Here is a 22,351-nt window from a genome sequence, read left to right as displayed (position 1 = left end):
GGTAACGGGTGGAGTTGACTGGTACTAATAGGCCGAGGGCTTGTCCTCAGTTGCTCGCGTTCACTGTGTTGGTTCTGAAGTTACGACCCGCTATTCGGGTGTGTTAATTTCATAGTGTTTCGGTGGTTATAGCGTTAGGGAAACGCCCGGTTACATTCCGAACCCGGAAGCTAAGCCTTTCAGCGCCGATGGTACTGCAGAGGGGACTTTGTGGGAGAGTAGGACGCCGCCGAACAATTTTTGGAGAAAGCCCCGTTGGGAGCCTTAGGGTTCCCGGCGGGGCTTTCTTGCGTTTCCGGCGCGTAAGTCTCTGGTCAGCGGGTCGGCGCGCTGCGATGCTGGCGCGATGGACTACTTGATCAGGCCGGTGAAGGCAGACGAGTGGAAGCGGTTGAAGGAGCTCCGGCTGGCGGCGCTGGCCGACCCGGTGGCTTCGGTGGCGTTCGAGGAGACCTTCCAGGACGCGGCGGCGTACCCGGACGAGGTGTGGCAGGGACGGGCCGACCGCAGTGACGCGGGACGCGGAGCCCTGACGTTCGTGGGGGAGGCCGAGGACGGCAGCTGGGGCGGCATGGTGGCGGTCTACCTGGAGGAGGACTGTACGAAGGCCCCGGAGGTTCGGGTGGCCGGCGCGTATGTGCGGCCCGAGCACCGGGGCACGGGGCTGTCCCGGGAGCTGTTCCGGGCGGCGATCTCGTGGGCGTGGGGGCTGGCGGAGCCCGCGGTGGGCTGCGTACGGCTGCGGGTGCGCGAGGACAACGCGCGGGCCGTCGCGCTCTACCGCTCCCTCGGCTTCGTCGAATGCGCCGGCTCCGAGGCCGGGGAGCGGGGCGTGCCGCGCGGGGAGATGGAGATGACGTTAACGCGGGGGGTGTAGGGCAGGGCCGTGCGCCGGACGGGTGCCCGGGTGGTACGGCGGGTTCCGGAGGGAGAGGGCCGGGGCTCAGCCGGGGAGCAGTGTGCGGGCCTCGTCGTCGGTGAGGGGCCGGAGCGTGGTGAGGATGCTGCGGGCGGCGGCCGGGTCGGTGGTGGTGCGGAAGGAGGCGACGACGTCCAGGTCGGCGCGGCGCAGGTAGAGCTCGTGGGTTCCGGCCTTCCGGTCCGTCACCAGGGTGCGGCCGGCGCCGTCGTCGGTGCAGGTGGCGGTGGTCTGCGGACGGTGGGCGCAGATGGACTCGTACGGGCGGGTGCGGTCGGCCGGGACGCGGTTCACGCGGAGGGTGATGTCCGGGGCGGTGGCGCTCCGGTAGTGGGTGGTGAAGACGGTGTCGTTCGTCAGGCCGGGGGTGGGCTGGTAGCCGTGCGGGGGCCTGCCCACCAGGGCCAGGGGGTGCGGCTTCGGGGCGGGTGCGGGGGCCGGCGGCTCCTCGTCGGCGAAGCGGGGGAGCACCCCGAGGGCCAGGGCGAGGGCGGCGGAGAGGGCAACGGACGTGCTCCGCGGTGCCCGGCCGGGCAGGAAGAGCGCGGCGGTGAGCGCGTAGGGCAGGGCGGTCAGCGGGAAGAGGACGAAGATCAGCCCTATGCGCCGCAGGGCGGCGGCCTGGACGGCGATGGCGCCCGCCGTGCCGAGGAGTGTGACGGCCGCCGCCCACTGATGGTGCCCGCGTCGGCCGCGGGGCAGGGGCACCAGCTCCCGGTTGGCACGGCCGAGCATCGCCAGCAGCCCGTACAGGCCCAGGAGTTCCGCGAGGACGAGCAGGATCGCCACCGCCAGGCTGCCGCCCCAGAACGCGGTGGCGAAGAAGGTGTTGGACATGACGAAGGTGGCGGCCGTGCACAGGGCCCAGATGCCCGCGAGGTGCCACAGCCGTTGTGTGGGGCGTATGCCCTCGGGCCCGTCGGTCTGCGCCATGGTGGGGATCTTGCCAGAGTCGTGCCGATGAGCGGGGAGCGGTGCCTGTCAGCCCGGGAAGCGGTCGTGGGGCCAGCGGGCGCGGGCCTGTTCGGGGGAGCGGAGGGTGGCCAGCGTCAGGAGGCCCTGGGCGCGGCCGGTGTCGAGCAGGCCGGGCAGGGCGGGGAGCGGCGCGAGGGCGGCGATGTCGTGCAGGGCGAGGGTGAGTGGTGGGTCGAGCCGACCGTCGGATGACCGTTCGGCCATGCGGCGGCCGTGCTCGACCACGTCGGAGAGGAGTGCGGTGTGCAGCGGCATCGCACCCGGGGTGGTACGCGGGTCCTCGACGGATTCCCCGACCACGTACAGCGTTCCCCCCTCGTCGATAAATGATTCAAAGATGAGCGCATCGGACCGATTTGCATTGCATGCGTCACGAATGTGGATCGATGACAGGGCGTTGAGTGATCGGGCGACCAACTCTTTTGCCTTGTCGCGGCGTTCGGCGTGGGCGATGAGGACGGACTCCAGCTCGCCCGCCTGGCCGGGGGACGCCTTGGGGCTGGTGCGCAGGATGCGTACGGGTTCCTGGGCCGCGCCGGTGGCGTGAGCCCAGCGGTGCAGCTGGCGGAAGGGCCGGCCGTCCACGGCGGCGGCGTGCAGCCAGCAGCGCAGGAGCGTTTCGGCGGCGTCCGCCACCGCCGAGTCCAGGGTGCTGAGCGGGCGCACGGGAGCGAGCAGCGCGGCGGCGCGGGCGGTGGCGGTGCTCAGCTCCTGGCAGCCACTGGTCGGGGACCAGCGCAGGCGGGCCGGGGTGTCGAGCAGGTGCTGGGGGTCGTAGGTGAGGAGCGGGCCGAGTTTGGCGCGGGCGTCCTTGGTCGCTTCCCAGAGGGCGGGGTCGGTGGTGGCGACGACGAGCGGGCCCTCGGCCGCGGTGATCGTTTCGGTGGCGGCGTCGAAGGCCGTGTGGCGGTCGGTGCCGAACAGGACGCGGGGGAGTGCGGAGCGGTGCTCGGTGGGGAAGGCCGGGGTGGGCGCGGCGGTTGACCGGCTGCCGGGAATGGGGGGAGCCGGGTGCCGGGCCGTGGCGGGGGGCTGCGGAGCCTCGTGCGGGGCGGTGACCTGGGGAGAGGGCGGCGCGGGCGGGACGTCGTGCGTGGCTTCTTCCGGGCGCGGCTGCGGTTTCTCGTACGGATCGGGCGACGGATGAGCGTCGTCGGACGATGGGTGAACGGTGGTGGGTGTGTAGGGATCGTTTCGGGGCGGGGTGTGGCGTTCTTCGGGTCGTTCTTGGTCGGTCTGGGGTGGAACGGTGGGCGGCTGGTGGGGGTTGGGGGAGGGTGCGGCGGTGTGGCCCGGGTGCGGTGGCGTTGAAGCCCGGGCGGTGGCGCGGCGGGCGGCGCGGACGGCGCGGTAACGCGAGAACGTGCCGAGGACGAAGATCGTCAGGACGAGCAGTATCAGCAGCTCGCTTATGAGGATGCCCCAGAAGAGGCCGTACCCGGAGAGCTGCCCCGGAGGCGTGTCCGGCCAGGCGCCCGCCAGGTCGTGCGGCTGGGAGAACAGGCTGCGGATGGCCAGCGGGGTGCGGCCGAAGGTGACGTGTTCCGGCCAGGAGCCGTGGGAGAGGAGCCCGGACAGGCCGGTGGCCGTCCAGGCCAGCGTCGTCAGGCCGAGGAGGAAGGCGAGGATGCCGATCAGCAGGGCGTCCGGCACGCCGCGTTCCCGGCCCCGGGCGCGGCCGTGGCCGCCGTGAGCCGGGCCGGTGCCGCCGTGGCCGTGCCCATGGCCGGGGCCGGCGCCGTGGCCGCCTGAGGGGCCTCCGCCCCCGGGGCCGAGGCCCTGGCTTCCGTGTCCGGTCCGGGCTCCGCCGGGTTCGCCCCGCGTCCCGCCGGCCGCATGAAGCCCACCAGCCCCGGCCCCGTGCGCATCACGGGACCCACGTTCGCTCTTTCGTCCCACTGCCGTCCCCCGCGCCCGTCCGTATCCCCGTCTCACGGCCTCATGCCACCGTCTCGGTCGGCTCGTCGCGGGCCGCGCGGGCGAGGGCCAGCGCCTCGGCGCGGGCTTCGGCCTCGGCGTCCGCGGCCCGTTCCAGTTCCAGGGCCTCCTGGCTGTGGGCCGCGGAGGTCTCCGTCATGGCGCGGTCGGTGTAGACCAGGGGGCGTTCGGCCTCGGTGACCAGGTGTTTGACGACCTGGACGTTGCCGTTGACGTCCCAGACGGCGATGCCGGGGGTGAGCGTCGGGATGATCTCGACGGCCCAGCGGGGGAGGCCCAGGACGCCGCCGGTGGCGCGGGCCTCGTCCGTCTTCTGGGCGTAGATGGTGCGGGTGGAGGCCATCTTGAGGATCGCCGCGGCCTCCTTGGCCGCGGCGCCGTCGACCACGTCGCTGAGGTGGTGGACGACGGCGACGAACGACAGGCCGAGCCGCCGCCCGAACTTCAGCAGGCGCTGGAAGAGCTGGGCGACGAAGGGCGAGTTGATGATGTGCCAGGCCTCCTCGACCAGGAAGATGCGTTTCTTCCGGTCGGGCCGGATCCAGGTGTGTTCCAGCCACACGCCCACGATGGCCATCAGGATCGGCATGGCGATGGAGTTGCGGTCGATGTGCGAGAGGTCGAAGACGATCAGTGGCGCGTCGAGGTCGATGCCGGCGGTGGTGGGCCCGTCGAACATGCCGCGCAGGTCGCCGTCGACCAGGCGGTCCAGGACCAGGGCCACGTCCAGGCCCCAGGCCCGTACGTCGTCTATGTCGACGTTCATGGCGAGCGCCGACTCCTCCTCCGGGTGGCGGAGCTGCTCGACGATGTCGGTGAGGACGGGCTGGCGGTCGGTGATGGTGTCGTTGACGTAGGCGTGGGCGACCTTCAGGGCGAAGCCGGAGCGTTCGTCCAGGCCGCGGCCCATGGCGACCTCGATGATGGTACGCAGCAGGGCGAGCTGGCCGGTCGTGGTGATGGACGGGTCCAGCGGGTTGAGGCGGATGCCGCCGTTCATGGCGGAGGTGGGGTCCAGGCGGATGGGGGTGATGCCGAGTTTCTCGGCGATGAGGTTCCACTCGCCGACGCCGTCCTCGCCCTGCGCGTCCAGGACGACGACCTGCCGGTCGCGGAAGCGGAGCTGGCGCAGGACGTAGGTCTTCTCCAGCGCGGACTTGCCGTTGCCGGACTCGCCGAGCACCAGCCAGTGCGGGGCCGGGAGCTGCTGGCCGTAGAGCTGGAAGGGGTCGTAGACGTAGCCCTTGCCGCTGTAGACCTCGCGGCCGATGATCACTCCGGAGTCGCCCAGGCCGGGGGCCGCGGTGGGCAGGTAGACGGCCTGGGCCTGGCCGGTGGAGGTCCGTACGGGCAGCCGCGTCGTCTCCACCTTCCCGAACAGGAAGCTGGTGAAGGCGTCGGTCAGTGCCGCGAGAGGATCGATCATGGCCATGTCGTACGCGCCTCCTGGCGATCAGCGGCGGATTCCGGTCGCGAAGGGCAAAGTGTTGACGAAGGCCCGGTGGTGCTCCCGGTCGCACCATTCCAGCTTGAGGTAGGACTTGCCGGCGGAGGCGCGGATGGTGCGCTTGTCGCGGGCCAGCGCCTCGGGGGAGCGGGAGGAGACGGTGATGTAGCCGACCAGGTTGACCCCGGCGGCGCCGGAGGCCAGGTCCTCGCCGCGCTGGTCGACGCGGCCGTGGTGGGCGACGTCGCGCGGGTCCACGACGCGGTTCATCTTGGCGGCGCGGCTGGCCTCGGCGTCGTCGTTGGTCTTCTCCGTCAGCATCCGCTCGATCGCCACCTCGGTGGGCTCCAGGTCCATGCAGACCGCGACGGTACGGATCACGTCCGGCGTGTGCACGAGCAACGGTGCGAGGAAGTTGACGCCGACGGGGGTCAGCGGCCACTCCTTGACCCACGCCGTGGCGTGGCACCAGGGCGCGCGGGTCGCCGACTCGCGGGTCTTGGCCTGGAGGTAGGTGGGTTCGCGGGCGTCCAGCTCGGCGGGCCAGGCGTTGCGGCGGCTCATGGCCTGGATGTGGTCGATGGGGTGGTCCGGGTCGTACATCGAGTGGACCAGGGAGGCGAGGCGGGCCGGGCCGAGCGGCTGGCGGACCCGGATGTCGGCCTCGGCGAGCCGGGCGCAGATGTCGGTCAGCTCGCGCGCCATGACGACGGCCAGCCCGGCGTCCCGGTCCAGCTTGCCGCCGCGCGCGCCACCGCGCTGGGCGCGGGCGGCGCGGGCCATGGTCTGGGCCTCGGCGGCCAGTTCGCGGGTGTAGTGCATGCAGGCGACGAGGTAGGCGCGGTGCTGCTCGGAGGAGGTGGAGACCATGGACTGGAGCTGCTCGTACGAATCCTGGAGCCACTCGGGGGCGTTGGGGTCGCCGCGCTGGGCGACGTCCTTCGCGTGCGCGTCCGGGTCGGCGGGGAGGGTGCGGGCGAGCATCTGGAGGCGGGTGACGTAGCCGTCCCCGTTGGCGACGTGCTTGAGGAGGGTGCCGAAGCGGTCGACGAGGGCCTCCTGGTCCTCGCTGTCGCGCAGGCCGACGCCGGGGCCCTCGATCTCGATGGCGGCGGTGACGGTGCGGCGGTCGGCGTGCAGCAGCACGGCGATCTCGTCCGGGCCGAACGGCGCGGCCAGCCAGGTGATCCGGCCGATGCCGGGCGGCGGGCCGATCTCCACCTCCTGGCCGTCCAGCCGGACGCCCGCCTCGATGGCGCCGGAGCGGTAGACGGCGCCGCTGCCCCGGACGGTGCGCCGGAAGCTGCGGTTGATCTCGAACCACTTGTAGAACGTCCGGCCGCGGTAGGGCAGGTAGACCGCCGCGATACCCAGCATCGGGAAGCCGACGAGGGTGACGATCCGCAGGGAGAGGACCGGCACCAGCAGGCCGCACACCATGCCGAGGAACGCGCCGGCGATGATCAGGGCGATCTCGCCGGTCTCGCGGTTCTTGCCGACGATGGCGTTCGGCCGGGCCCGGCCGATGAGGTACGTGCGGCGGGGCGTGATCGGGTGGGTTTGCGTGCTCAACGCCCCTCACTTCCTGTTGTGGAGCCGGTGGTGCCCCCGGCGTTGGGGCCGGGGTTCGTACGGGGTGCGGGCGCGGCGGGGGCCGGGGCGCGGCCGGTGCCGGAGCGCCCGCCGTGGACGGCGACGCCGCCCGAGACGGCGTCGCCGGACGGCCGGGGGGCGCCGCCGCCCGCCTCGGAGCTCCCGCCACCGGAGCCGCGGGAGCTGTGCGTCTTGATGCCCTGGGAGACCAGGGCGGCGGGGGAGGAGATCACGGCGGCGGCCTGGGCGCCGTCGGTGGCGCGCTTCTTGTTCGTCCGGGCCGCCGAGAGCTCGTCGCCGAAGCCGGGGACGAAGCGGTAGATCATCGCACTCGCGAAGATGGCGAGCAGGATGATGGCCAGGCCGGAGATCACGGCGGAGAACGCCGTGGGGCCGTTCTCGGAGGACAGCGCGCCGGCGATGCCCAGGACGATGACGATGACCGGTTTGACCAGGATCACGGCGATCATGATGCCCGCCCAGCGCCGGACGTGGCCCCACATGTTCTTGTCCACCAGCCCGGCGTAGACCACCGTGCCCAGCAGCGCGCCCACGTACAGCAGCGCCGCCCGGATGACCAGCTCCAGCCACAGCACACCGGCCGCCAGGATGGAGACCAGCGCCACCACGATCAGCATGATCGGGCCGCCGCCGATGTCGGTGCCCTTCTTCAGGGCCCCGGAGAACGCGCCGAAGAAGGTGTCGGTCTGCGCGCCCGTGCCCTTGGCGATGATCTCGGTGACGCCGTCGGTCGCGGAGACCACCGTGTACAGGATCAGCGGCGTGAAGGCCGAGGCCAGCACCGTCAGCCACAGGAACCCGATGGCCTCGCTGATCGCCTCGGTGAGCCGCACGCCGCGCACCGCGCGCTTGGCGACGGCCAGCAGCCACAGGAAGAGCGTCAGGACCGTGGAGGCGGCGAACACGACGGCGTACTGACGCAGGAAGGCGCCGTTGGTGAAGTCGACCTGGGAGGTGGACTTCACGGCCGCGGAGAGCTTGTCGATGATCCAGGCGGCGGCGTCGGCGCAGCCTTTGGCCAGGGATTGGAGGGGGTCTAGGGGGGAGCCGTCCAGCGGGTTGGGGGGCTTGGGGGCGGAGCCGGAACCGGCGGGTTCGCAGATCTGCCCCGCCGGGCCGGCGGCGGAACAGTTGTCCGCGGTCGGGCTCGCGCTGGGACTCGGGCTGCCGCTCGGCGTCGGTGTGGGCGACGGATCGGCGGCGGCCCGCGTCGCCGCCAGGACGAGAACGACGTGCAGGGCGGCGACCGCCGACGTCAGGGTGAGCGCACGGCGCGCCCCCGGTTTACCGGGCATAGGTGAACCCTCCGAACCCTTCGACCGCTCCGGCGATCTCCTTCGCCCCGGACACCGGCACGTCGCTGCCGATGGGGGCCGGGCCGTCCTTCTGGGTGTGCGTCAGGACCTTCCAGTCACCGTCGGTCCAGGCGAGCTTCATCGTGGCGGTGTACCAGCTCGTGGTGACGGGATTGGTGGACCGGGTGCCGGCCAGACCGACCAGGCCGGTGCACCAGACCTCGACGGTGGCCTGCCCGTCGCGGTACTCCTTGATCTTGGTGCCGATGGGGATGGTGCGGGAGACGAAGGTCTGACCGGCGGGGGCGGTGCCGTCGGGCTTCAGGCCGAGGTTCTTGGCGAACTCCGGCGAATACGCCCGATCCAGCCTCTCCCGGAAGCCCGGCACGGCCGACGGCGCCATGACCGTGTCGATGATCTCGTGCCGCCGGTCCCGGTCGAACATGCCGTCGGAGCCGAGGGCCACCGCGTAGTTCGTCGCGGCCGACTGTGCGCCCTGCCGCGTCTTGGCGTACCCGGTGGCGATGCCGGCCCGCTTGCCGTCGACCGGCTTCACGCCGGTCGGCGTGGTCGGCTGGGCCTCGGCCCCTTTCTGGGTGCCCGTCGGTGCGTCGGCGTTCGCGCCGTCGCCCCCGCCGCGGTTCGCGAAGGCGATGGCGGCGATGAGCAGGACCACCACGCCGACGATCGTCACCAGGTTCCGTCCGCCCGGACCCGTACGGGACCGGCGTCCCTTTCCGTAGGTGTCGTCCCCGCCCTCGGGGAGTCTGGTGCGCGTCTGGCCCGAGTCCGCGCGGCCGTAATCGCCACCGCCGTACCCGCCGTCACCGCTGGGACTCATCGCGCCTGTACCCCCTCAACCGACATTGCCGTCACTGCTGTCGCTTTGTCGCCCGTATATGACCGTAGCCGGGTGGGCAGCGGCTCGGGCGCAGTGGTACGAGTACATCTCACCGTGACGCGTCCTCAGAAGCCGGACATGAGAGGCGGTGTGAGGGTTGTGGGACGGGTGCGCCCGTCGCGGACGCGTCCCGCGTCGCGCGGGCACCGCGGGTCCCGCCCGTCACGGAACGGGGCGCGGCGAAGGCGGACCCGCGCGGGGTGGGCGGCCTCTGGGCGGCGTGGGTGGGCATCGGCATGCTGCCTCGTCGGGGGACGGGCCCCGGAGGGCCGGGGGCGGGGATGCCCGGTCACGTACGCACGGAGGGCAGAGAGGGGGAGGGGAGGGCGCGGCGGTACGGGGAGCGGGCCTCGCCGCGCCGGGGCCGGAGCGGGGGCCCGCTCGGGCTAGACGGCCATCCCGTACACGATCGTGAAGAGCGTCCCCAGTGAGCCGATGATGAAGACGCCCGTGAGCCCGGCGACGATCAGCCCCTTGCCCTGTTCGGCGCTGAAGGTGTCGCGCAGCGCGGTGGCGCCGATGCGCTGTTTGGCGGCGCCCCAGATGGCGATGCCCAGGCACAGCAGGATCGCGACCGCCATGACGACCTCGATCATGACCTTCGCCTCGTTGCCCAGCGTGCCGAACGGGCCCCAGTCGGGGGCGATTCCGCCGATGATGGTGGTGATGTCGCCTTTGTCGGCTGCAAGGTACATGAGTGAACTCACCGCCCCTTGTGGGTGCTTGGCTGCGCCCGCGCCGGGCGGCGCGGGACCGGGTCTATCTTCGCCGACAAAGTGGCCCGTGGGATGTCGACTTGGCGTCTTTCTTTGACAGTTCCCGCCCGAACGACGCGCGCAACGGGTCGTACGTCACTTCTGGGGCCCTGGCGCTCATAGGAAAGTCACCCGGGGTGGTGCCGGGCGGGCGCTGAGTGACGATCGAGCGCGCGCCCGGCCGGAGAGGCGTGACGGCGTGACGGCCTAACGGCGTGACGGTGGATCAGAGGCCGACGAAGTGGTCGAACTCGCCGGCCTTCACCCCGAGGACGAAGGCGTCCCACTTGGTGCGGGTGGTGGTGACGATGTTGTCCGGCTCCTTGTTGCCGCGCAGGTAGACGTTGCCGTCGTCCCCGAAGGCGACCTCCAGGTACTCCTCGGCGGTCTCGTCGTCGGTGGCCTTCTGCCAGGTGAGGTTCTGCGGGGGGTGCGACATGGCGGTGTCCTCGTTCGGTGCGGGGGCGGTGGTGAGCCCGGGATCTTGAAAGGAAGGGGCGGGATGAAGAAGGGGTGGGAGGGGTGGAAGAGGAAGGGAGAGGGGGCCCCGAGGCCCCGTTCGTCCGTCCTCATGAGACGCGGGGGGTGTGCGCCGGGTCAACAGCCGGTGTGCCGGTTCGGACAGCTTCCCCGGAACGCGGCCTTCCGTTCCCCGGTTCGGCGCGCGCGGCACGGCCCGTACGCGCGAAGGGCCGCCCGCGCGGGGGCCGTCCGAGGCGGCGCCGTCTCACAGTGCGGACGCCGATGCCCCGGGAAAACCGGACAAGCGACCGCATGACGGGCGGGGCAGGGGAGATCCGGGTGACGGCAGGGAAAGGTGTGCGGGGGAGAGCGATCCGCACCGAACGGTGGACCCCTGGAAACAGCAGTGCGACGGGCTCGAATGAGGGAGGGTTGTCGGGTGCGGAGAATATGGGTGGTGGGCGGACTGGGGTTCGGGCTGGTGCTCTGCTTCGTCGCGCTCCTCGTGATCGGTACGTACACGGCCGCGGCAGGGCTGGCGGGTGGGGCCGGGCGGGCGCTCGGGCTGGCCAAGGGGGCCGTGCCGGCCTCGTACCAGCAGCTGGTGCAGAAGGCGGGCACGAGCTGCCCGGCCATCAGCCCCGCGCTGCTGGCGGCCCAGCTCTACCAGGAGAGCGGCTGGAACCCCCGGGCCCAGAGCCCCGCGGCGGCCCAGGGCATAGCCCAGTTCATCCCCGACACCTGGCAGATCCACGGGGTGGACGGCAACGGCGACGGCCGGCGGAACGTGTGGGACCCGGCGGACGCGATCCCGTCGGCGGCGGCGTACGACTGCTCCCTGGCGCGGTACGTCAAGTCCGTCCCCGGCGACCCCACCGAGAACATGCTCGCCGCCTACAACGCGGGCCCCGACGCCGTCATCCGCTATCGCGGCGTCCCGCCCTACCGCGAGACGCAGAACTACGTGAAGACCATCACCACGCTCGCCAAGAGCTTCGAGGCCCCCACCGCGCCGGTCGCGACCTCCCGCCAGTCCGCCGCGGCCATCTACTACGCGCAGCAGAAACTCGGCACGCCCTACCTGTGGGGCGGTGACGGCACCCCCGAGGACAACGGCCGGTTCGACTGCTCCGGGCTGACCAAGGCCGCCTACGAGTCGGTGGGGATAAAGCTGCCCCGGGTGGCCAACGACCAGTGGAACGCCGGACCGCACCCGAAGCGGGACGAGCTGCAGCCGGGGGACCTCGTCTTCTTCGCGCACAACCTGAACGACCCGCGCTCGATCCACCACGTCGGCATCTACGTCGGCGGCGGACAGATGATCAACGCTCCGTACACGGGCGCGGTGATCCGGTACGACAAGATCGATAAGCCGGACTACATCGGGGCGACCCGCGTCACACAAGATGGCGCGAAAGCGCTCCCCCAGAGGAACGCTGCCTGAACATGGATCCCTGAACAGCGGACACCAGTCAAGCTTCGATAACGTCTCGGTGATCATCCCATGGAGACCGGAACGGCTGACCGAAGCACCGCGTTTCCTTGGCATAGAGGCACGGCGACACAGCGACGAAGGCGTCGACGTAGTCGGCGTGGTCGACGTAAAGACGCAGCAAAGACGTAGAGATACGACAAAGACCTAGAGACACAGCAAAGACGTAGAGGCACACAACGCTCGGCGACCACGGGGGTTGACAGCACACACACGGCGCTCGCGCGCGCGAAAGGATAAGGGGCCGCGGCAAGATGGCTGGACTCGCACTGGACGGGTCGAACCCCGATGTGGACGTGCTCGGCGGCATCAACGGACTGGCGAAGGACGCTCCCCACTGGATCAACCGCGTCATGGAGTACCTCGGCGAGTACGGCATCATCGCCGCCCTCGCGATCCTCTGCCTCATCGCCTGGTGGGCCGCGCGCAAGCGGCCGGACGCGCCGGTGGCCGTCGCGGGCCTGGTCTGGGCCCCGCTCGCGGCCGGTATCGCGCTGCTGGTCAACATCCCGATCCGGGCGTTCGTGGAACGGCCCCGGCCCTTCAAGGAGCACGCGGGCCTGGAGGTGCTGATCCCGGGGAAGACCGACTTCTCCTTCGTCAGCGACCACGCCACGCTGACCATGGCGGTCGCCGTCGGCCTGTTCATCGCCCACCGGAAGATCGGCCTGGTCGGCCTCGGGCTGGCCCTCCTGGAGGGCTTCTGCCGCGTCTACATGGGCGTCCACTACCCCACGGACGTCATCGGCGGCTTCGCGCTGGGCACCGCGGTCGCCCTGCTGCTCGCGCCGCTCGCGCAGGCCGCGCTGGTGCCGCTGACCGAGGCCGTCGGCCGTTCGCGGGCGGCGGCGCTGGTACGGGCCCCCGGGGCGGCCGAGGAGCCGGAGCAGGGCCCCGGCCCCGTGGTGCCCGCGGGTTCGGCGGTGCCCCCGCGGGCCGGTGAGAGGGACAGCGACCTGGCGGCCTGAGCGGTCGCCCGCGGAACGAGGAACGCGGAACGAGGAACGGAGAACGGGCCGGTGCGGCGGGGACGCCACACCGGCCCTTTCCCTTTGCCGTGAGGCGCCGGCCCTTTGCCGTGAGTCGCCCGCCCGCCTCGCAGGCCCGGGTCCGCGCCTCGCAGGCCCGGGTCCCCGCCTCGTAGACCCGCGTCCCCGCCCTACAGCGCCTGCGGGAACGTGCTGAACAGCCGCTGCGGGTCGTACCGCCGCTTGACCTTCTCCAGGCGCCCGACCCCCGAGCCGTAGTACGCCCGCTTCCAGTCCTTCAGCGCCGGGTCGGTGTAGTTCTGGTAGGCCGCGCCGGACGCGTACCGGCGCATCGCGCCGTGCACCTGGGTCAGCCAGGCGTTCTGGGCCGTGCTCGCGCCGCCCGCGCGCCAGGACGCCAGGTACTGCGCGAGGAAGCGGGACCGGCGGTGCACGAAGGCGGTGTCGCCCGGCCGGACGCGGTTGATGGCGCCGCCCAGCGCCGTCAGCGAGGCGTTGCCGTTGACGCCGCGGCGGCCAGCGCTCTCGATCTGGCCGAGGAGCGCCTGGATGCCGGCGGCGGGCAGCGAGCGGTCGTAGAAGTCGGAGCGGGCCGCGTACGTCTCGCGGGCGAGCTGCCCGGCCGCGTTCTTTCCGGGCACCGCGCCGGGCAGGTGGCACTGTGCGCTGGTCTTCGTCGCGCAGCCCGCGTACGCCTCCATGGCGTCCAGGTAGCCGACGCGCTTGAGCGTCACCGACCGCGCCGGGCCGGGCCCGCCGGCCCGGTCCGCGAGCCGGTCGACGGCGTTCTGGAGATCCCCGTACGTCCCCAGGGAGAAGACCGAGACGGAGACGGTGGGGGTGCCGCCGGGGCGGGCGTCCAGGTGGCAGGAGGACCAGATCTCGTCGGGCTGGGTGGGCCCCCACTCCTGCCAGGAGCGCACGACCGCGGCGGCCTTGGACCACGGCCAGGTCATGTACGCCCGGACCGCCTGCGGCGCGCGGTGGGTCGTGAAGCGCATCTCGGTGACGACGCCGAAGTTGCCGTTGCCCGCGCCGCGCAGCGCCCAGAAGAGGTCCGGTTCGCGGGTCTTGTCGCAGTGGACGGTCTTGCCGTCGGCGGTGACGAGCGTCGCGCCGACGAGGCTGTCGCAGGTCAGGCCGTACGCGCGGGAGACCACGCCGTGGCCGCCGCCCAGGGTCAGCCCCGAGACGCCCACGGAGGGGCAGGAGCCGCCGGGGATGGTGACGCCGTGCCGGCCCAGTCCCTGGTACACGTCGATGAGCTTGGCGCCGGCGCCGATGCGCACGGTGCCGCCGGACGGGGCGCTCACCTTGGACAGCGCCGACACGTCGATGATCAGCTTGCCGTTGCCGCCGGACCATCCGGCGTAGGAGTGGCCGCCGTTGCGTATGGCGACCGGCGCGTCGTACCGGCGGGCGAAGGACAGGCACTCCGCTATGTCGGCCGGGTGCGAGACGTAGGCGACGGCCGCGGGCTTGAGCCCGTCGAAGCGGGTGTTGTAGAGGCGGCGGGCCGTCGTGTACGCCGCGTCGGAAGGGCGTATCAGCCGGCCGTCCAGGCTCTTGTCCAGGGCGGACCAGGCGGCGGCGCCGGCGGGCTTGCAGGCCGCGGAGGCGGGGGCCGACATGGTGCCGAGGTTGGCGTTCGGCTGTGTCGGGGCCGTGCCGCCCGGTGTGGACGGGGCGCCGCCCCCGGATGTGTTGCTGCAACCCGTCGCCAGGGCGGCCGATGCCGCCGCCAGTCCACCGCCCGCCCGCAGGAGTGTGCGCCGATCCACCGGGTGTCCCTCCGACCTGCCGGTCCGAGTCCCCAACTCGGCGCATTCCGTGCGCGGCTTAGCGATCCCGGGCCGTGCCCTCGTACTGCTTCTTGCCTACCCAGATGCGGCAGGGGCACGGGAGGTTCCCGGGCCGGAGTGCTCGGCCCGGTGGCGCTCGGCGTCCGTCCGCGCCTGCGAACGGGCCCGGCGGGCCGGTCCGGACCAGCCACACGCGCACCGGGCCGAACAGAAGGAGCCCCGTTCCACAGTCGTCACGACGTGTACCGGCTGTTCGAAAGCTGCGGGGGACGGTTCACACGGCGGTCGTGGGTGCACACCGCCACGCTACGCGCCCCCGGTGTACCGGCGTGACGCGCCATCCGAACGGTCGTTGAACGCTAGGGGGCGCGGAGTTCCCACGCGCCGCGCCTCCGGTAATCGAACGGAACGTCAGGTCACTGACGCACAGCGGCCGAGGGGGTTGGTGCGCGATGGTGGTGCGGGACAGGCTGGGCGGCGGCACCGCCGCGGCCCTGGCGTGCGGGGTGACCCTGACGGTCGGGCTGCTGGCCACCGGGTGCTCCCCCAGCGGGGCGGCGGCCGAGGACCACGCGCCGGCCCGCCGGGCGGTGGCCGACCGCGCGACGGCGGGCCGGGCCCCGGCGGAGGGCGGCGCCGCCGAGCGGGCCGTCCGGAGCAGCGCCGACGCCCTCGTCCGCGCCGGGTCGTCCAAGGTGCGGACGGCCATGGAGACCGCCAGCGGCGGCACCCGCGTCGCCATCCGGGGCGCCGGCGGATACGACTACCGGCGCGCCGTGGGCCAGCTGCGGATCGCCCGGCCGGAGACGGCGGGCGGGGACGGCCCCGGGCAGCGGCCGATCACCGAGGTCCTGACGCCCGAGGCGCTCTACATGAAGAACCGGGGCGCCGGGGTTCCGGCCGGGAAGTGGGTCCGGGTGGACACCTCCTCGCTGGCGGACGGGAACCTCGTCACCGGCGGCGCCACCGACCCGCTGGCCGCCGCCGAACTGCTGCGGGGGGCCCGGCGGGTGACGTACGAGGGTGAGCAGCGGCTCGACGGCGTGGTGGTCCGGCACTACAGCGGCACCACGGACCTCGCGGCGGCGGCCGGCGCGGCGGTGGCGGGTGTCCGGCCCGCGCTGACCGCCGCGCAGAAAGGCTTCACCACCCGTGCCGTGCCCTTCGACGCGTACCTGGACGAGGCCGGCCGGCTGCGGAAGGTACGGCACCGCTTCCGGTTCGCGAACGGCGCGGCGGGCGGGACGCCGGTGACGTCCACGACCGAGCTGTACGGCTTCGGGGCGCCGGTCGCGGTGGTGCTGCCGGAGGGGCGCGATATCTATACGGGGAAGATCGCGACCTGGCGGGAGTGAGAGGGACGGAGGGGCGGGCCGGATCGCGGGGCCGTCGCGGTGAGAGCGGCCGGTGCGAGCCCGCCGCCGTGCCAGGCAGTCGGCGGGCGGGGACGGGCACGACGGGCGGGCACCGGCACGGCGGGCGGGCGCCGGCGCGAGGGGCGGGCACCGGCACGACGGGCGGGCACCGGCGCGAGGGGCGGGCCGTCGTGGTGACGGCCGGCCCGGGGGTGGGCACCGGCGCGAGGGGCGGCCCCCCTTCCGCAGGCACCCGCTCAGCGCATTGTCGAGAGCGCCGTTCGGCCGTCCCGGTGATCCGTACGGACCCCGGGCGCGGGGGCGGACCGGGGTCCGAGGGAGCGGGGGGAAATGGTCCGTCCGTGCCATGCGCGGGGCCCGGGCGCCTCCTTACGCTGGGCGGTAACCGCCAGAAGAGTGGGGGGGACGCTCGAAGGAGGAGGTGTCGTGCGTGGCCGTGTACCGCAACTCGACGGTTCAGGACCACGTGGCCCTCGTCGAGATCGACCTGACTGGTGAGTTGATGATCGCGGCCGCCGCCGCGAGTGAGGATCGGCTCAGTCCGGACCGTATCGACGAGGTGCTGGAGGTGGACGCGGACCGGCCCCGGCCGGGCCCCGCCCACCAGGAGTGACGCCGCGCACCCGGGCCCGCCGTCCGGCCTTCCCCAGGCCCCGGCCCGGGACGCTTCGGCCCGTACGGCCGTACCGGCTCCCGCTGTCCGCCGAGCCCGGCGGTGACCACCGCCGGCCCCGCCGTGGCCACCGTCACGTGCGCAGCATGCGCTCGATCGCCTTCGTCGCCTCCTGGACCTTGGCGTCGATCGCCTCCGGGCCCCGGACGGCGGCGTCGGCGACGCAGTGCCGCAGGTGCTCCTCCAGGAGCTGGAGGCCGAAGGACTGGAGGCCCTTGGTGCTGGCCGAGACCTGGGTGAGTATGTCGATGCAGTAGACGTCCTCCTCCAGCATGCGCTGGAGGCCGCGGATCTGGCCCTCGATCCGGCGCAGCCGCTTGATGTGGGCGTCCTTCTGCTTGCTGTAGCCGTGTGTGGCGTGGCCGTGCTCGGCGGCCGGCGTGTCGTCCGCGGGGGCGCCGTGGCAGACCGCGGCGGTGGTGGCGCTGCCGGAGGTGTCGGCGTCCGTGGTCGTCATGGTCATCTCCCGTGGTACTGAGGCGATCCGTATACCCCTGGTGGGTATATGGTACAGAATTTTGCGGGTGCGAGCGGTACCCCGTGCAGAGCATGCTGCCTGATGGGCGACACTGAAGGAATGCTGGTTAGCAGTGGCTGGATGATGCGCCTAGCATCAAGTCGACCGAATCCGATGCACCCCGAGGATTTCACGTGCGCTTTCGTCTGACCCCCAGGGAGACGAGCTTCTACGACATGTTCGCCGCGTCCGCGGACAACATCGTCACAGGCTCCAAGCTCCTGATGGAACTGCTCGGGGCGGACGCCGCCGCGCGGACAGAGATCGCCGAGAGGATGCGGGCGGCGGAGCACGCCGGGGACGACGCGACCCACGCGATCTTCCACCAGTTGAACTCCTCCTTCATCACGCCGTTCGACCGCGAGGACATCTACAACCTCGCGTCCTCGCTCGACGACATCATGGACTTCATGGAGGAGGCCGTCGACCTGGTCGTCCTCTACAACATCGAGGAACTGCCCAAGGGCATCGAGCAGCAGATCGAGGTGCTGGCGCGGGCCGCCGAACTCACCGCGGAGGCCATGCCCAATCTGCGGACGATGGCCAACCTCACCGAATACTGGATCGAGGTCAACCGCCTGGAGAACCAGGCCGACCAGATCCACCGCAAACTGCTGGCACACCTCTTCAACGGCAAGTACGACGCCATCGAGGTGCTCAAGCTCAAGCAGGTCGTGGACATTCTGGAAGAGGCGGCGGACGCCTTCGAGCACGTGGCGAACACGGTCGAGACCATCGCGGTCAAGGAGTCCTGACCTCCGGTGGACACCTTCGCGCTCATCGTGACCATCGGGGTCGCGCTCGGCTTCACGTATACGAACGGCTTCCACGACTCCGCGAACGCCATCGCGACCTCCGTCTCGACGAGGGCACTGACCCCGCGGGCGGCGCTCGCGATGGCCGCGGTGATGAACCTCGCCGGTGCCTTCCTGGGCAGCGGGGTCGCCAAAACGGTCAGTGAAGGGCTGATCTCCTCACCCGAAGGCAACAAGGGGATGGGGATCCTGTTCGCCGCGCTGCTCGGCGCGGTGGTCTGGAACCTCGTCACCTGGTACTTCGGGCTTCCTTCCTCGTCCTCGCACGCGCTGTTCGGCGGCATGGTGGGCGCGGCGCTGGCCGGCGGCACCACCGTCTACTGGTCGGGCGTGATCGAGAAGGTCGTCATCCCGATGTTCCTCTCGCCGGTCATCGGGCTGGTCCTCGGCTATTTCGTGATGGTCGTGATCATGTGGATCTTCCGCAAGACCAACCCGCACAAGGCCAAGCGCGGTTTCCGGATCGCGCAGACGGTCTCGGCCGCGGGCATGGCGCTCGGGCACGGCCTCCAGGACGCCCAGAAGACCATGGGTGTCGTGGTGATGGCGCTGGTCATCGCCGACGTCGAGGGCCAGGGCGACCCGATCCCGGTGTGGGTCAAGATCGCCTGCGCGCTGACGCTGTCGCTCGGCACGTACGCGGGCGGCTGGCGGATCATGCGGACGCTCGGCCGCCGGATCATCGAACTGGACCCGCCGCAGGGTTTCGCGGCCGAGACCACCGCGGCCTCGGTCATGTACACCGCGTCCTTCATGTTCCACGCGCCGATCTCCACCACGCACGTCATCACCTCCGCGATCATGGGTGTGGGGTCGACCAAGGGGTCGCGCGCGGTGCGCTGGGGCGTGGCCAAGAACATCGTCATGGGCTGGTTCATCACCATGCCGGCCGCCGCCGTGGTGGGCGCGCTGGCCTATTGGGCGGTGCTGCTCGCCTTCGGCTGACGCCCGGCCCCCATGGGGCCGTCCGGCGGTGACGGGCCCGCCTCCCGGGAAGGGAGGCGGGCCCTTTTCCGTCCCGCGGCGGCACCGCCATGCAGCACCGCGGGAAGCACTGGGGCCGCAGGGAAGCGGAGGGTGGTGCTCCGTGCGCGCCTCCGAGGGCTGGAGAATCCGGCGGACGAGGACTGAAGGATCCGGTGGACGAGGGCCGGAGGATCCGGTGGACGAGGGCCGGAGGATCCGGCGAACGAGGGCCGGAGGATCCGGCGAACGAGGACCGGACGAGCCTCCGGCCGGCTCAGCCGAAGCGCCCCGAGATGTAGTCCTCCGTCGCCTGCACCGACGGGTTGGAGAAGATCCGCTCGGTGTCGTCGATCTCGATGAGCTTGCCCGGCTGGCCGACGGCCGCCAGGTTGAAGAAGGCGGTCCGGTCGGAGACGCGGGCGGCCTGCTGCATGTTGTGCGTCACGATGACGATGGTGAACCGCTCCTTCAGCTCGCCGATCAGGTCCTCGATGGCGAGGGTGGAGATCGGGTCGAGCGCCGAGCAGGGCTCGTCCATCAGGAGGACGTCCGGTTCGACGGCGATGGCTCGGGCGATGCACAGCCGCTGCTGCTGGCCGCCGGAGAGGCCGGAGCCGGGCTTGTTGAGGCGGTCCTTGACCTCGTTCCACAGGTTGGCGCCCTTGAGGGACCTCTCGACGATGTCGCCGAGCTCGGACTTGCGGTACGAGCCGTTCAGGCGCAGCCCCGCCGCGACGTTGTCGAAGATCGACATGGTGGGGAAGGGGTTGGGGCGCTGGAAGACCATGCCGACGGTGCGGCGGACGGCGACGGGGTCGACGCCGGCGCCGTAGAGGTTCTCGTCGTCCAGCAGGACCTTGCCCTCGACCCGGCCGCCGGGAGTGACCTCGTGCATCCGGTTCAGGGTGCGCAGGAAGGTCGACTTGCCGCAGCCGGAGGGGCCGATGAAGGCGGTCACCGAGCGGGGTTCGACGGTCATGGAGATGTCGTCGATGGCCTTGTGGGTGCCGTAGAAGGCGGTCAGGCCGCTGACGTCGATTCGCTTGGCCATGGGATCACTGCTTCTTTCGTGGCTCCGGTCCTGGCGGGGGCCGGAGGTCGAGGGCCGGGGCGGGCGCGTGCCGCCCCGGCCGGCGGGACGACGTGTGCCTAGCGGCCGGTCTTCGGGGCCTTCCAGCGGGCGATGCCGCGGGCGACCAGGTTGAGGATCATCACGATGGCGATGAGGACGAGCGCCGCGGCCCAGGCCCGGTCGTACGCGGCGTCGGAGCCGTCCTGCCACTGCTGGTACACGTACAGCGGCAGGGACTGCTGGGCGCCTTCGAAGGGGTTGTTGTTGATCGTCTTGGCGCCCCAGACCAGGAGCAGCACCGGGGCGGTCTCACCGGTGATGCGGGCGATGGCGAGCATGACGCCGGTGGCGATGCCGCCGATGGAGGTCGGCAGGACGACCTTGAGGATGGTGCGCCACTTGGGGACGCCGAGGGCGAGGGAGGCCTCGCGCAGCTCGTTCGGGACGAGCTTGAGCATCTCCTCGGTGGAGCGGACCACGACGGGCATCATCAGGATCGCCAGCGCCATGGCCCCCGCGAACCCGGACGGCCCGAAGCCGAGGATCAGGATCCACACCGAGAGGACGAACAGGCCGGCGACGATCGAGGGGATGCCGGTCATGACGTCGACGAAGAAGGTCACGGCCTTGGCGAGCCTGCCGCGTCCGTACTCCACCAGGTACACGGCGGTCAGCAGGCCGATCGGCGCGGCGATGAGGGTGGCCAGGCCCACCTGTTCCAGCGTGCCGATGATCGCGTGGTAGATGCCGCCGCCGGGCATCTTGTCCGGCAGCGTGCCCATGGAGTGCGTCAGGAAGAAGCCGTCGAGCACCTTGATGCCGCGCGCGACGGTCTCCCACAGGAGGGACGCGAGCGGGATGACGGCGAGCAGGAAGGCGACCCACACCAGGCTCGTGGCCAGCCGGTCCTTGGCCTGCCGGCTGCCCTCGACCACCGCCGCGAGCGCGTACGTCCCCGCGATGAACAGGACGGCGGCGATCAGCCCCCACTGGATCCTGCTGTCGAGTCCGGCGACCACACCGATTCCGCAGCCGACGGCGAGCGCGGCCACCGCGAGCGCGGGCGTGGACCAGCGCGGCAGCCGGGCCTGCTTGAGGGAGGCCGGGCGCGGGGCGCGGTCGGCGACCGGCGGCTGGTCGATCACTGCGTTGCTCATGCGTTGGCCCCCGAGTACTCCTTGCGGCGGGCGATGATCAGGCGGGCCGCGCCGTTGACGAGCAGCGTGATGACGAAGAGGACGAGGCCGGAGGCGATCAGGGCGTCCTGGCCGAAGGCGTCGGCCTCGCTGAACTTGCTGGCGATGTTCTGGGCGAAGGTGCCGCCGCCCGGGTCCAGCAGGCTGAGGTTGATCACGAAGCCGGGGGACAGGACGGTGGCCACGGCCATCGTCTCGCCGAGCGCGCGGCCCAGCCCCAGCATGGAGGCGCTGATGACGCCGGAGCGGCCGAAGGGGAGCACCGCCATCCGGATGACCTCCCACCGGGTGGCGCCCAGCGCCAGCGCGGCCTCCTCGTGCATCTTCGGCACCTGGAGGAAGACCTCGCGGCTGACGCTCGTCACGATCGGCAGGATCATGATCGCGAGCAGGATGCCGACGGTGAACAGGGAGCGGGCGGCGCCGTCGTTGTACTCGAAGACGCCGGTCCAGCCGAAGTAGTCGTCCAGCCAGCTGTAGAGGCCGCCGAGGTGGGGGACGAGGAACAGGGCGCCCCACAGGCCGTAGATGATGCTGGGCACGGCGGCGAGCAGGTCGATGACGTAGCCGAGCGGCGAGGCGAGCCTGCGCGGCGCGTAGTGCGAGATGAACAGCGCGATGCCGACCGCGATCGGCACCGCGATGACCATCGCGATGATCGAGCTGACGACGGTGCCGAACGCCAGCACCGCGATGCCGAACTTCGGCTCGGCGCCGGTGGCGTTCCACTCGGAGGTGGTGAGGAAGTTCGCGGTGTTGCCGGAAATGGCGATCACGGAGCGGACGGTGAGGAAGACCGCGATGGCGGCCATGATCACCAGGAGGGTGACGCCGGAACCCCGGGAGAGCCCGAGGAAGATCCGGTCACCGGGGCGCACCGCCGAGCCGGACACCGAGGAGGGCCGGGCGTCCGCCGGCGGGGGCGGCGGGGGTGCGTCGGATATGGCGGGGGGATGGGTCATGGGTTTCTCCGGTCTGCGGAGCCGGTGCGGCTCCTGGCGCGGCGGTGCACCGGATGGGCGGCGGCCCGGGGGCCGTAGGGGACTCCCCTACGGGCGTGCGGGGACGGGGGGCCGGCGCGTACGGGTTCGCGTACGGGGCGGCCGGGCCGTGCGCGCGTCGGCGCGCGGCCCGGGCCGCCGCCCGG

At 71.8% G+C, this 22,351-nt stretch carries 20 protein-coding genes and 1 rRNA gene; 8 read left to right on the top strand and 13 right to left on the bottom strand.

Annotated elements, in window-relative coordinates; translation table 11 throughout:
• Positions 1-118 precede the first annotated feature (118 nt).
• Both rrf and ABZX96_RS09480 read left to right on the top strand, forming a co-directional pair.
• Positions 119-235, top strand: a 5S ribosomal RNA gene (gene rrf / locus ABZX96_RS09485).
• A gap of 111 nt (positions 236-346) precedes the next feature.
• Positions 347-877 (top strand): GNAT family N-acetyltransferase, encoded by a 531-nt coding sequence (locus ABZX96_RS09480; protein ID WP_355540508.1) that lies wholly within the window; start codon positions 347-349, stop codon positions 875-877.
• A 66-nt stretch (positions 878-943) separates the two neighbouring features.
• On the opposite strand, the gene ABZX96_RS09475 is transcribed toward ABZX96_RS09480, so the two are convergent.
• From ABZX96_RS09475 to ABZX96_RS09440, 8 genes are all read right to left on the bottom strand, one after another.
• Positions 944-1,852 (bottom strand): hypothetical protein, encoded by a 909-nt coding sequence (locus tag ABZX96_RS09475; protein WP_355540505.1) that lies wholly within the window; start codon positions 1,850-1,852, stop codon positions 944-946.
• Positions 1,853-1,900: 48 nt separating this feature from the next.
• Positions 1,901-3,547 (bottom strand): type VI secretion protein, encoded by a 1,647-nt coding sequence (locus tag ABZX96_RS09470; protein ID WP_355540502.1) that lies wholly within the window; start codon positions 3,545-3,547, stop codon positions 1,901-1,903.
• A gap of 286 nt (positions 3,548-3,833) precedes the next feature.
• Positions 3,834-5,264: an ATP-binding protein gene (locus ABZX96_RS09465; protein ID WP_355540500.1), complete on the bottom strand. Its 1,431-nt coding sequence runs from the start codon at positions 5,262-5,264 to the stop codon at positions 3,834-3,836.
• A gap of 21 nt (positions 5,265-5,285) precedes the next feature.
• Positions 5,286-6,851, bottom strand: a complete 1,566-nt coding sequence (locus ABZX96_RS09460) for an SCO6880 family protein (protein WP_355540497.1) — start codon at positions 6,849-6,851, stop codon at positions 5,286-5,288.
• Positions 6,848-8,188, bottom strand: coding sequence for a hypothetical protein (locus ABZX96_RS09455; protein WP_355540494.1), 1,341 nt, complete (start codon positions 8,186-8,188; stop codon positions 6,848-6,850). The genes ABZX96_RS09460 and ABZX96_RS09455 overlap by 4 nt, the downstream gene beginning before the upstream one ends.
• Positions 8,178-9,029 (bottom strand): hypothetical protein, encoded by an 852-nt coding sequence (locus ABZX96_RS09450; RefSeq protein ID WP_355540491.1) that lies wholly within the window; start codon positions 9,027-9,029, stop codon positions 8,178-8,180. Before ABZX96_RS09450 ends, ABZX96_RS09455 begins: the two co-directional genes overlap by 11 nt.
• Before the next feature lie 446 nt (positions 9,030-9,475).
• The gene (locus ABZX96_RS09445) at positions 9,476-9,784 is read right to left on the bottom strand and encodes a hypothetical protein (RefSeq protein ID WP_355540488.1); all 309 of its coding nucleotides are present in this window, start codon (positions 9,782-9,784) and stop codon (positions 9,476-9,478) included.
• A 286-nt stretch (positions 9,785-10,070) separates the two neighbouring features.
• Positions 10,071-10,283: a DUF397 domain-containing protein gene (locus ABZX96_RS09440; protein WP_355540485.1), complete on the bottom strand. Its 213-nt coding sequence runs from the start codon at positions 10,281-10,283 to the stop codon at positions 10,071-10,073.
• Positions 10,284-10,745: 462 nt separating this feature from the next.
• Between ABZX96_RS09440 and ABZX96_RS09435 the strand changes: the two genes are divergently transcribed.
• Both ABZX96_RS09435 and ABZX96_RS09430 read left to right on the top strand, forming a co-directional pair.
• Positions 10,746-11,750, top strand: a complete 1,005-nt coding sequence (locus ABZX96_RS09435; RefSeq protein ID WP_355540482.1) for a bifunctional lytic transglycosylase/C40 family peptidase — start codon at positions 10,746-10,748, stop codon at positions 11,748-11,750.
• Between the two features lie 302 nt (positions 11,751-12,052).
• Entirely contained in the window at positions 12,053-12,766 is a 714-nt protein-coding gene (locus tag ABZX96_RS09430; protein WP_355540479.1) for a phosphatase PAP2 family protein, read from the top strand.
• A gap of 191 nt (positions 12,767-12,957) precedes the next feature.
• On the opposite strand, the gene ABZX96_RS09425 is transcribed toward ABZX96_RS09430, so the two are convergent.
• A complete protein-coding gene (locus ABZX96_RS09425; protein ID WP_355540477.1) occupies positions 12,958-14,568 on the bottom strand; it encodes an FAD-binding oxidoreductase in 1,611 nt (536 codons plus the stop codon).
• Between the two features lie 473 nt (positions 14,569-15,041).
• Here ABZX96_RS09425 and ABZX96_RS09420 point away from each other — a divergent pair, with 473 nt between their 5' ends.
• Together ABZX96_RS09420 and ABZX96_RS09415 are read left to right on the top strand one after the other, a co-directional pair.
• On the top strand, positions 15,042-15,944 hold the full coding sequence (locus ABZX96_RS09420) for a hypothetical protein (protein ID WP_355540474.1): 903 nt from the start codon (positions 15,042-15,044) through the stop codon (positions 15,942-15,944).
• 442 nt (positions 15,945-16,386) lie between these two features.
• Positions 16,387-16,578 carry a hypothetical protein gene (locus ABZX96_RS09415; RefSeq protein WP_355540471.1) on the top strand — a complete coding sequence of 64 codons (192 nt, stop codon included), beginning with the start codon at positions 16,387-16,389 and terminating at the stop codon, positions 16,576-16,578.
• 133 nt (positions 16,579-16,711) lie between these two features.
• On the opposite strand, the gene ABZX96_RS09410 is transcribed toward ABZX96_RS09415, so the two are convergent.
• On the bottom strand, positions 16,712-17,095 hold the full coding sequence (locus ABZX96_RS09410; protein WP_355540468.1) for a metal-sensitive transcriptional regulator: 384 nt from the start codon (positions 17,093-17,095) through the stop codon (positions 16,712-16,714).
• A gap of 194 nt (positions 17,096-17,289) precedes the next feature.
• Here ABZX96_RS09410 and ABZX96_RS09405 point away from each other — a divergent pair, with 194 nt between their 5' ends.
• Positions 17,290-17,910, top strand: coding sequence for a DUF47 family protein (locus ABZX96_RS09405; RefSeq protein WP_355540465.1), 621 nt, complete (start codon positions 17,290-17,292; stop codon positions 17,908-17,910).
• A 6-nt stretch (positions 17,911-17,916) separates the two neighbouring features.
• On the top strand, positions 17,917-18,915 hold the full coding sequence (locus ABZX96_RS09400; protein WP_355540462.1) for an inorganic phosphate transporter: 999 nt from the start codon (positions 17,917-17,919) through the stop codon (positions 18,913-18,915).
• A 295-nt stretch (positions 18,916-19,210) separates the two neighbouring features.
• On the opposite strand, the gene pstB is transcribed toward ABZX96_RS09400, so the two are convergent.
• The 3 genes from pstB to pstC all read right to left on the bottom strand — a co-directional run bounded on the left by pstB (position 19,211) and on the right by pstC (position 22,166).
• Positions 19,211-19,987: a phosphate ABC transporter ATP-binding protein PstB gene (pstB, locus tag ABZX96_RS09395; protein WP_355540459.1), complete on the bottom strand. Its 777-nt coding sequence runs from the start codon at positions 19,985-19,987 to the stop codon at positions 19,211-19,213.
• A 98-nt stretch (positions 19,988-20,085) separates the two neighbouring features.
• Positions 20,086-21,165, bottom strand: a complete 1,080-nt coding sequence (gene pstA, locus ABZX96_RS09390) for a phosphate ABC transporter permease PstA (protein WP_355540456.1) — start codon at positions 21,163-21,165, stop codon at positions 20,086-20,088.
• The gene (pstC, locus tag ABZX96_RS09385) at positions 21,162-22,166 is read right to left on the bottom strand and encodes a phosphate ABC transporter permease subunit PstC (protein WP_355540453.1); all 1,005 of its coding nucleotides are present in this window, start codon (positions 22,164-22,166) and stop codon (positions 21,162-21,164) included. Before pstC ends, pstA begins: the two co-directional genes overlap by 4 nt.
• Between the last annotated feature and the right edge of the window lie 185 nt (positions 22,167-22,351).

It is taken from the genome of Streptomyces sp. NPDC003077, from assembly GCF_040611095.1.
Classification (GTDB): Bacteria; Actinomycetota; Actinomycetes; order Streptomycetales; family Streptomycetaceae; genus Streptomyces.
This window is presented reverse-complemented; position numbering and strand designations above follow the sequence as displayed.

Coding starts and splice junctions, on each gene's coding strand:
- ABZX96_RS09480 (WP_355540508.1), top strand. CDS start 347: ATGGACTACTTGATCAGGCCGGTGAAGGCAGACGAGTGGAAGCGGTTG.
- ABZX96_RS09455 (WP_355540494.1), bottom strand. CDS start 8,188: ATGCCCGGTAAACCGGGGGCGCGCCGTGCGCTCACCCTGACGTCGGCG.
- ABZX96_RS09420 (WP_355540474.1), top strand. CDS start 15,042: ATGGTGGTGCGGGACAGGCTGGGCGGCGGCACCGCCGCGGCCCTGGCG.
- ABZX96_RS09430 (WP_355540479.1), top strand. CDS start 12,053: ATGGCTGGACTCGCACTGGACGGGTCGAACCCCGATGTGGACGTGCTC.
- ABZX96_RS09445 (WP_355540488.1), bottom strand. CDS start 9,784: ATGTACCTTGCAGCCGACAAAGGCGACATCACCACCATCATCGGCGGA.
- ABZX96_RS09475 (WP_355540505.1), bottom strand. CDS start 1,852: ATGGCGCAGACCGACGGGCCCGAGGGCATACGCCCCACACAACGGCTG.
- ABZX96_RS09410 (WP_355540468.1), bottom strand. CDS start 17,095: ATGACGACCACGGACGCCGACACCTCCGGCAGCGCCACCACCGCCGCG.
- pstA (WP_355540456.1), bottom strand. CDS start 21,165: ATGAGCAACGCAGTGATCGACCAGCCGCCGGTCGCCGACCGCGCCCCG.
- pstB (WP_355540459.1), bottom strand. CDS start 19,987: ATGGCCAAGCGAATCGACGTCAGCGGCCTGACCGCCTTCTACGGCACC.
- ABZX96_RS09465 (WP_355540500.1), bottom strand. CDS start 5,264: ATGGCCATGATCGATCCTCTCGCGGCACTGACCGACGCCTTCACCAGC.
- ABZX96_RS09450 (WP_355540491.1), bottom strand. CDS start 9,029: ATGAGTCCCAGCGGTGACGGCGGGTACGGCGGTGGCGATTACGGCCGC.
- ABZX96_RS09440 (WP_355540485.1), bottom strand. CDS start 10,283: ATGTCGCACCCCCCGCAGAACCTCACCTGGCAGAAGGCCACCGACGAC.
- pstC (WP_355540453.1), bottom strand. CDS start 22,166: ATGACCCATCCCCCCGCCATATCCGACGCACCCCCGCCGCCCCCGCCG.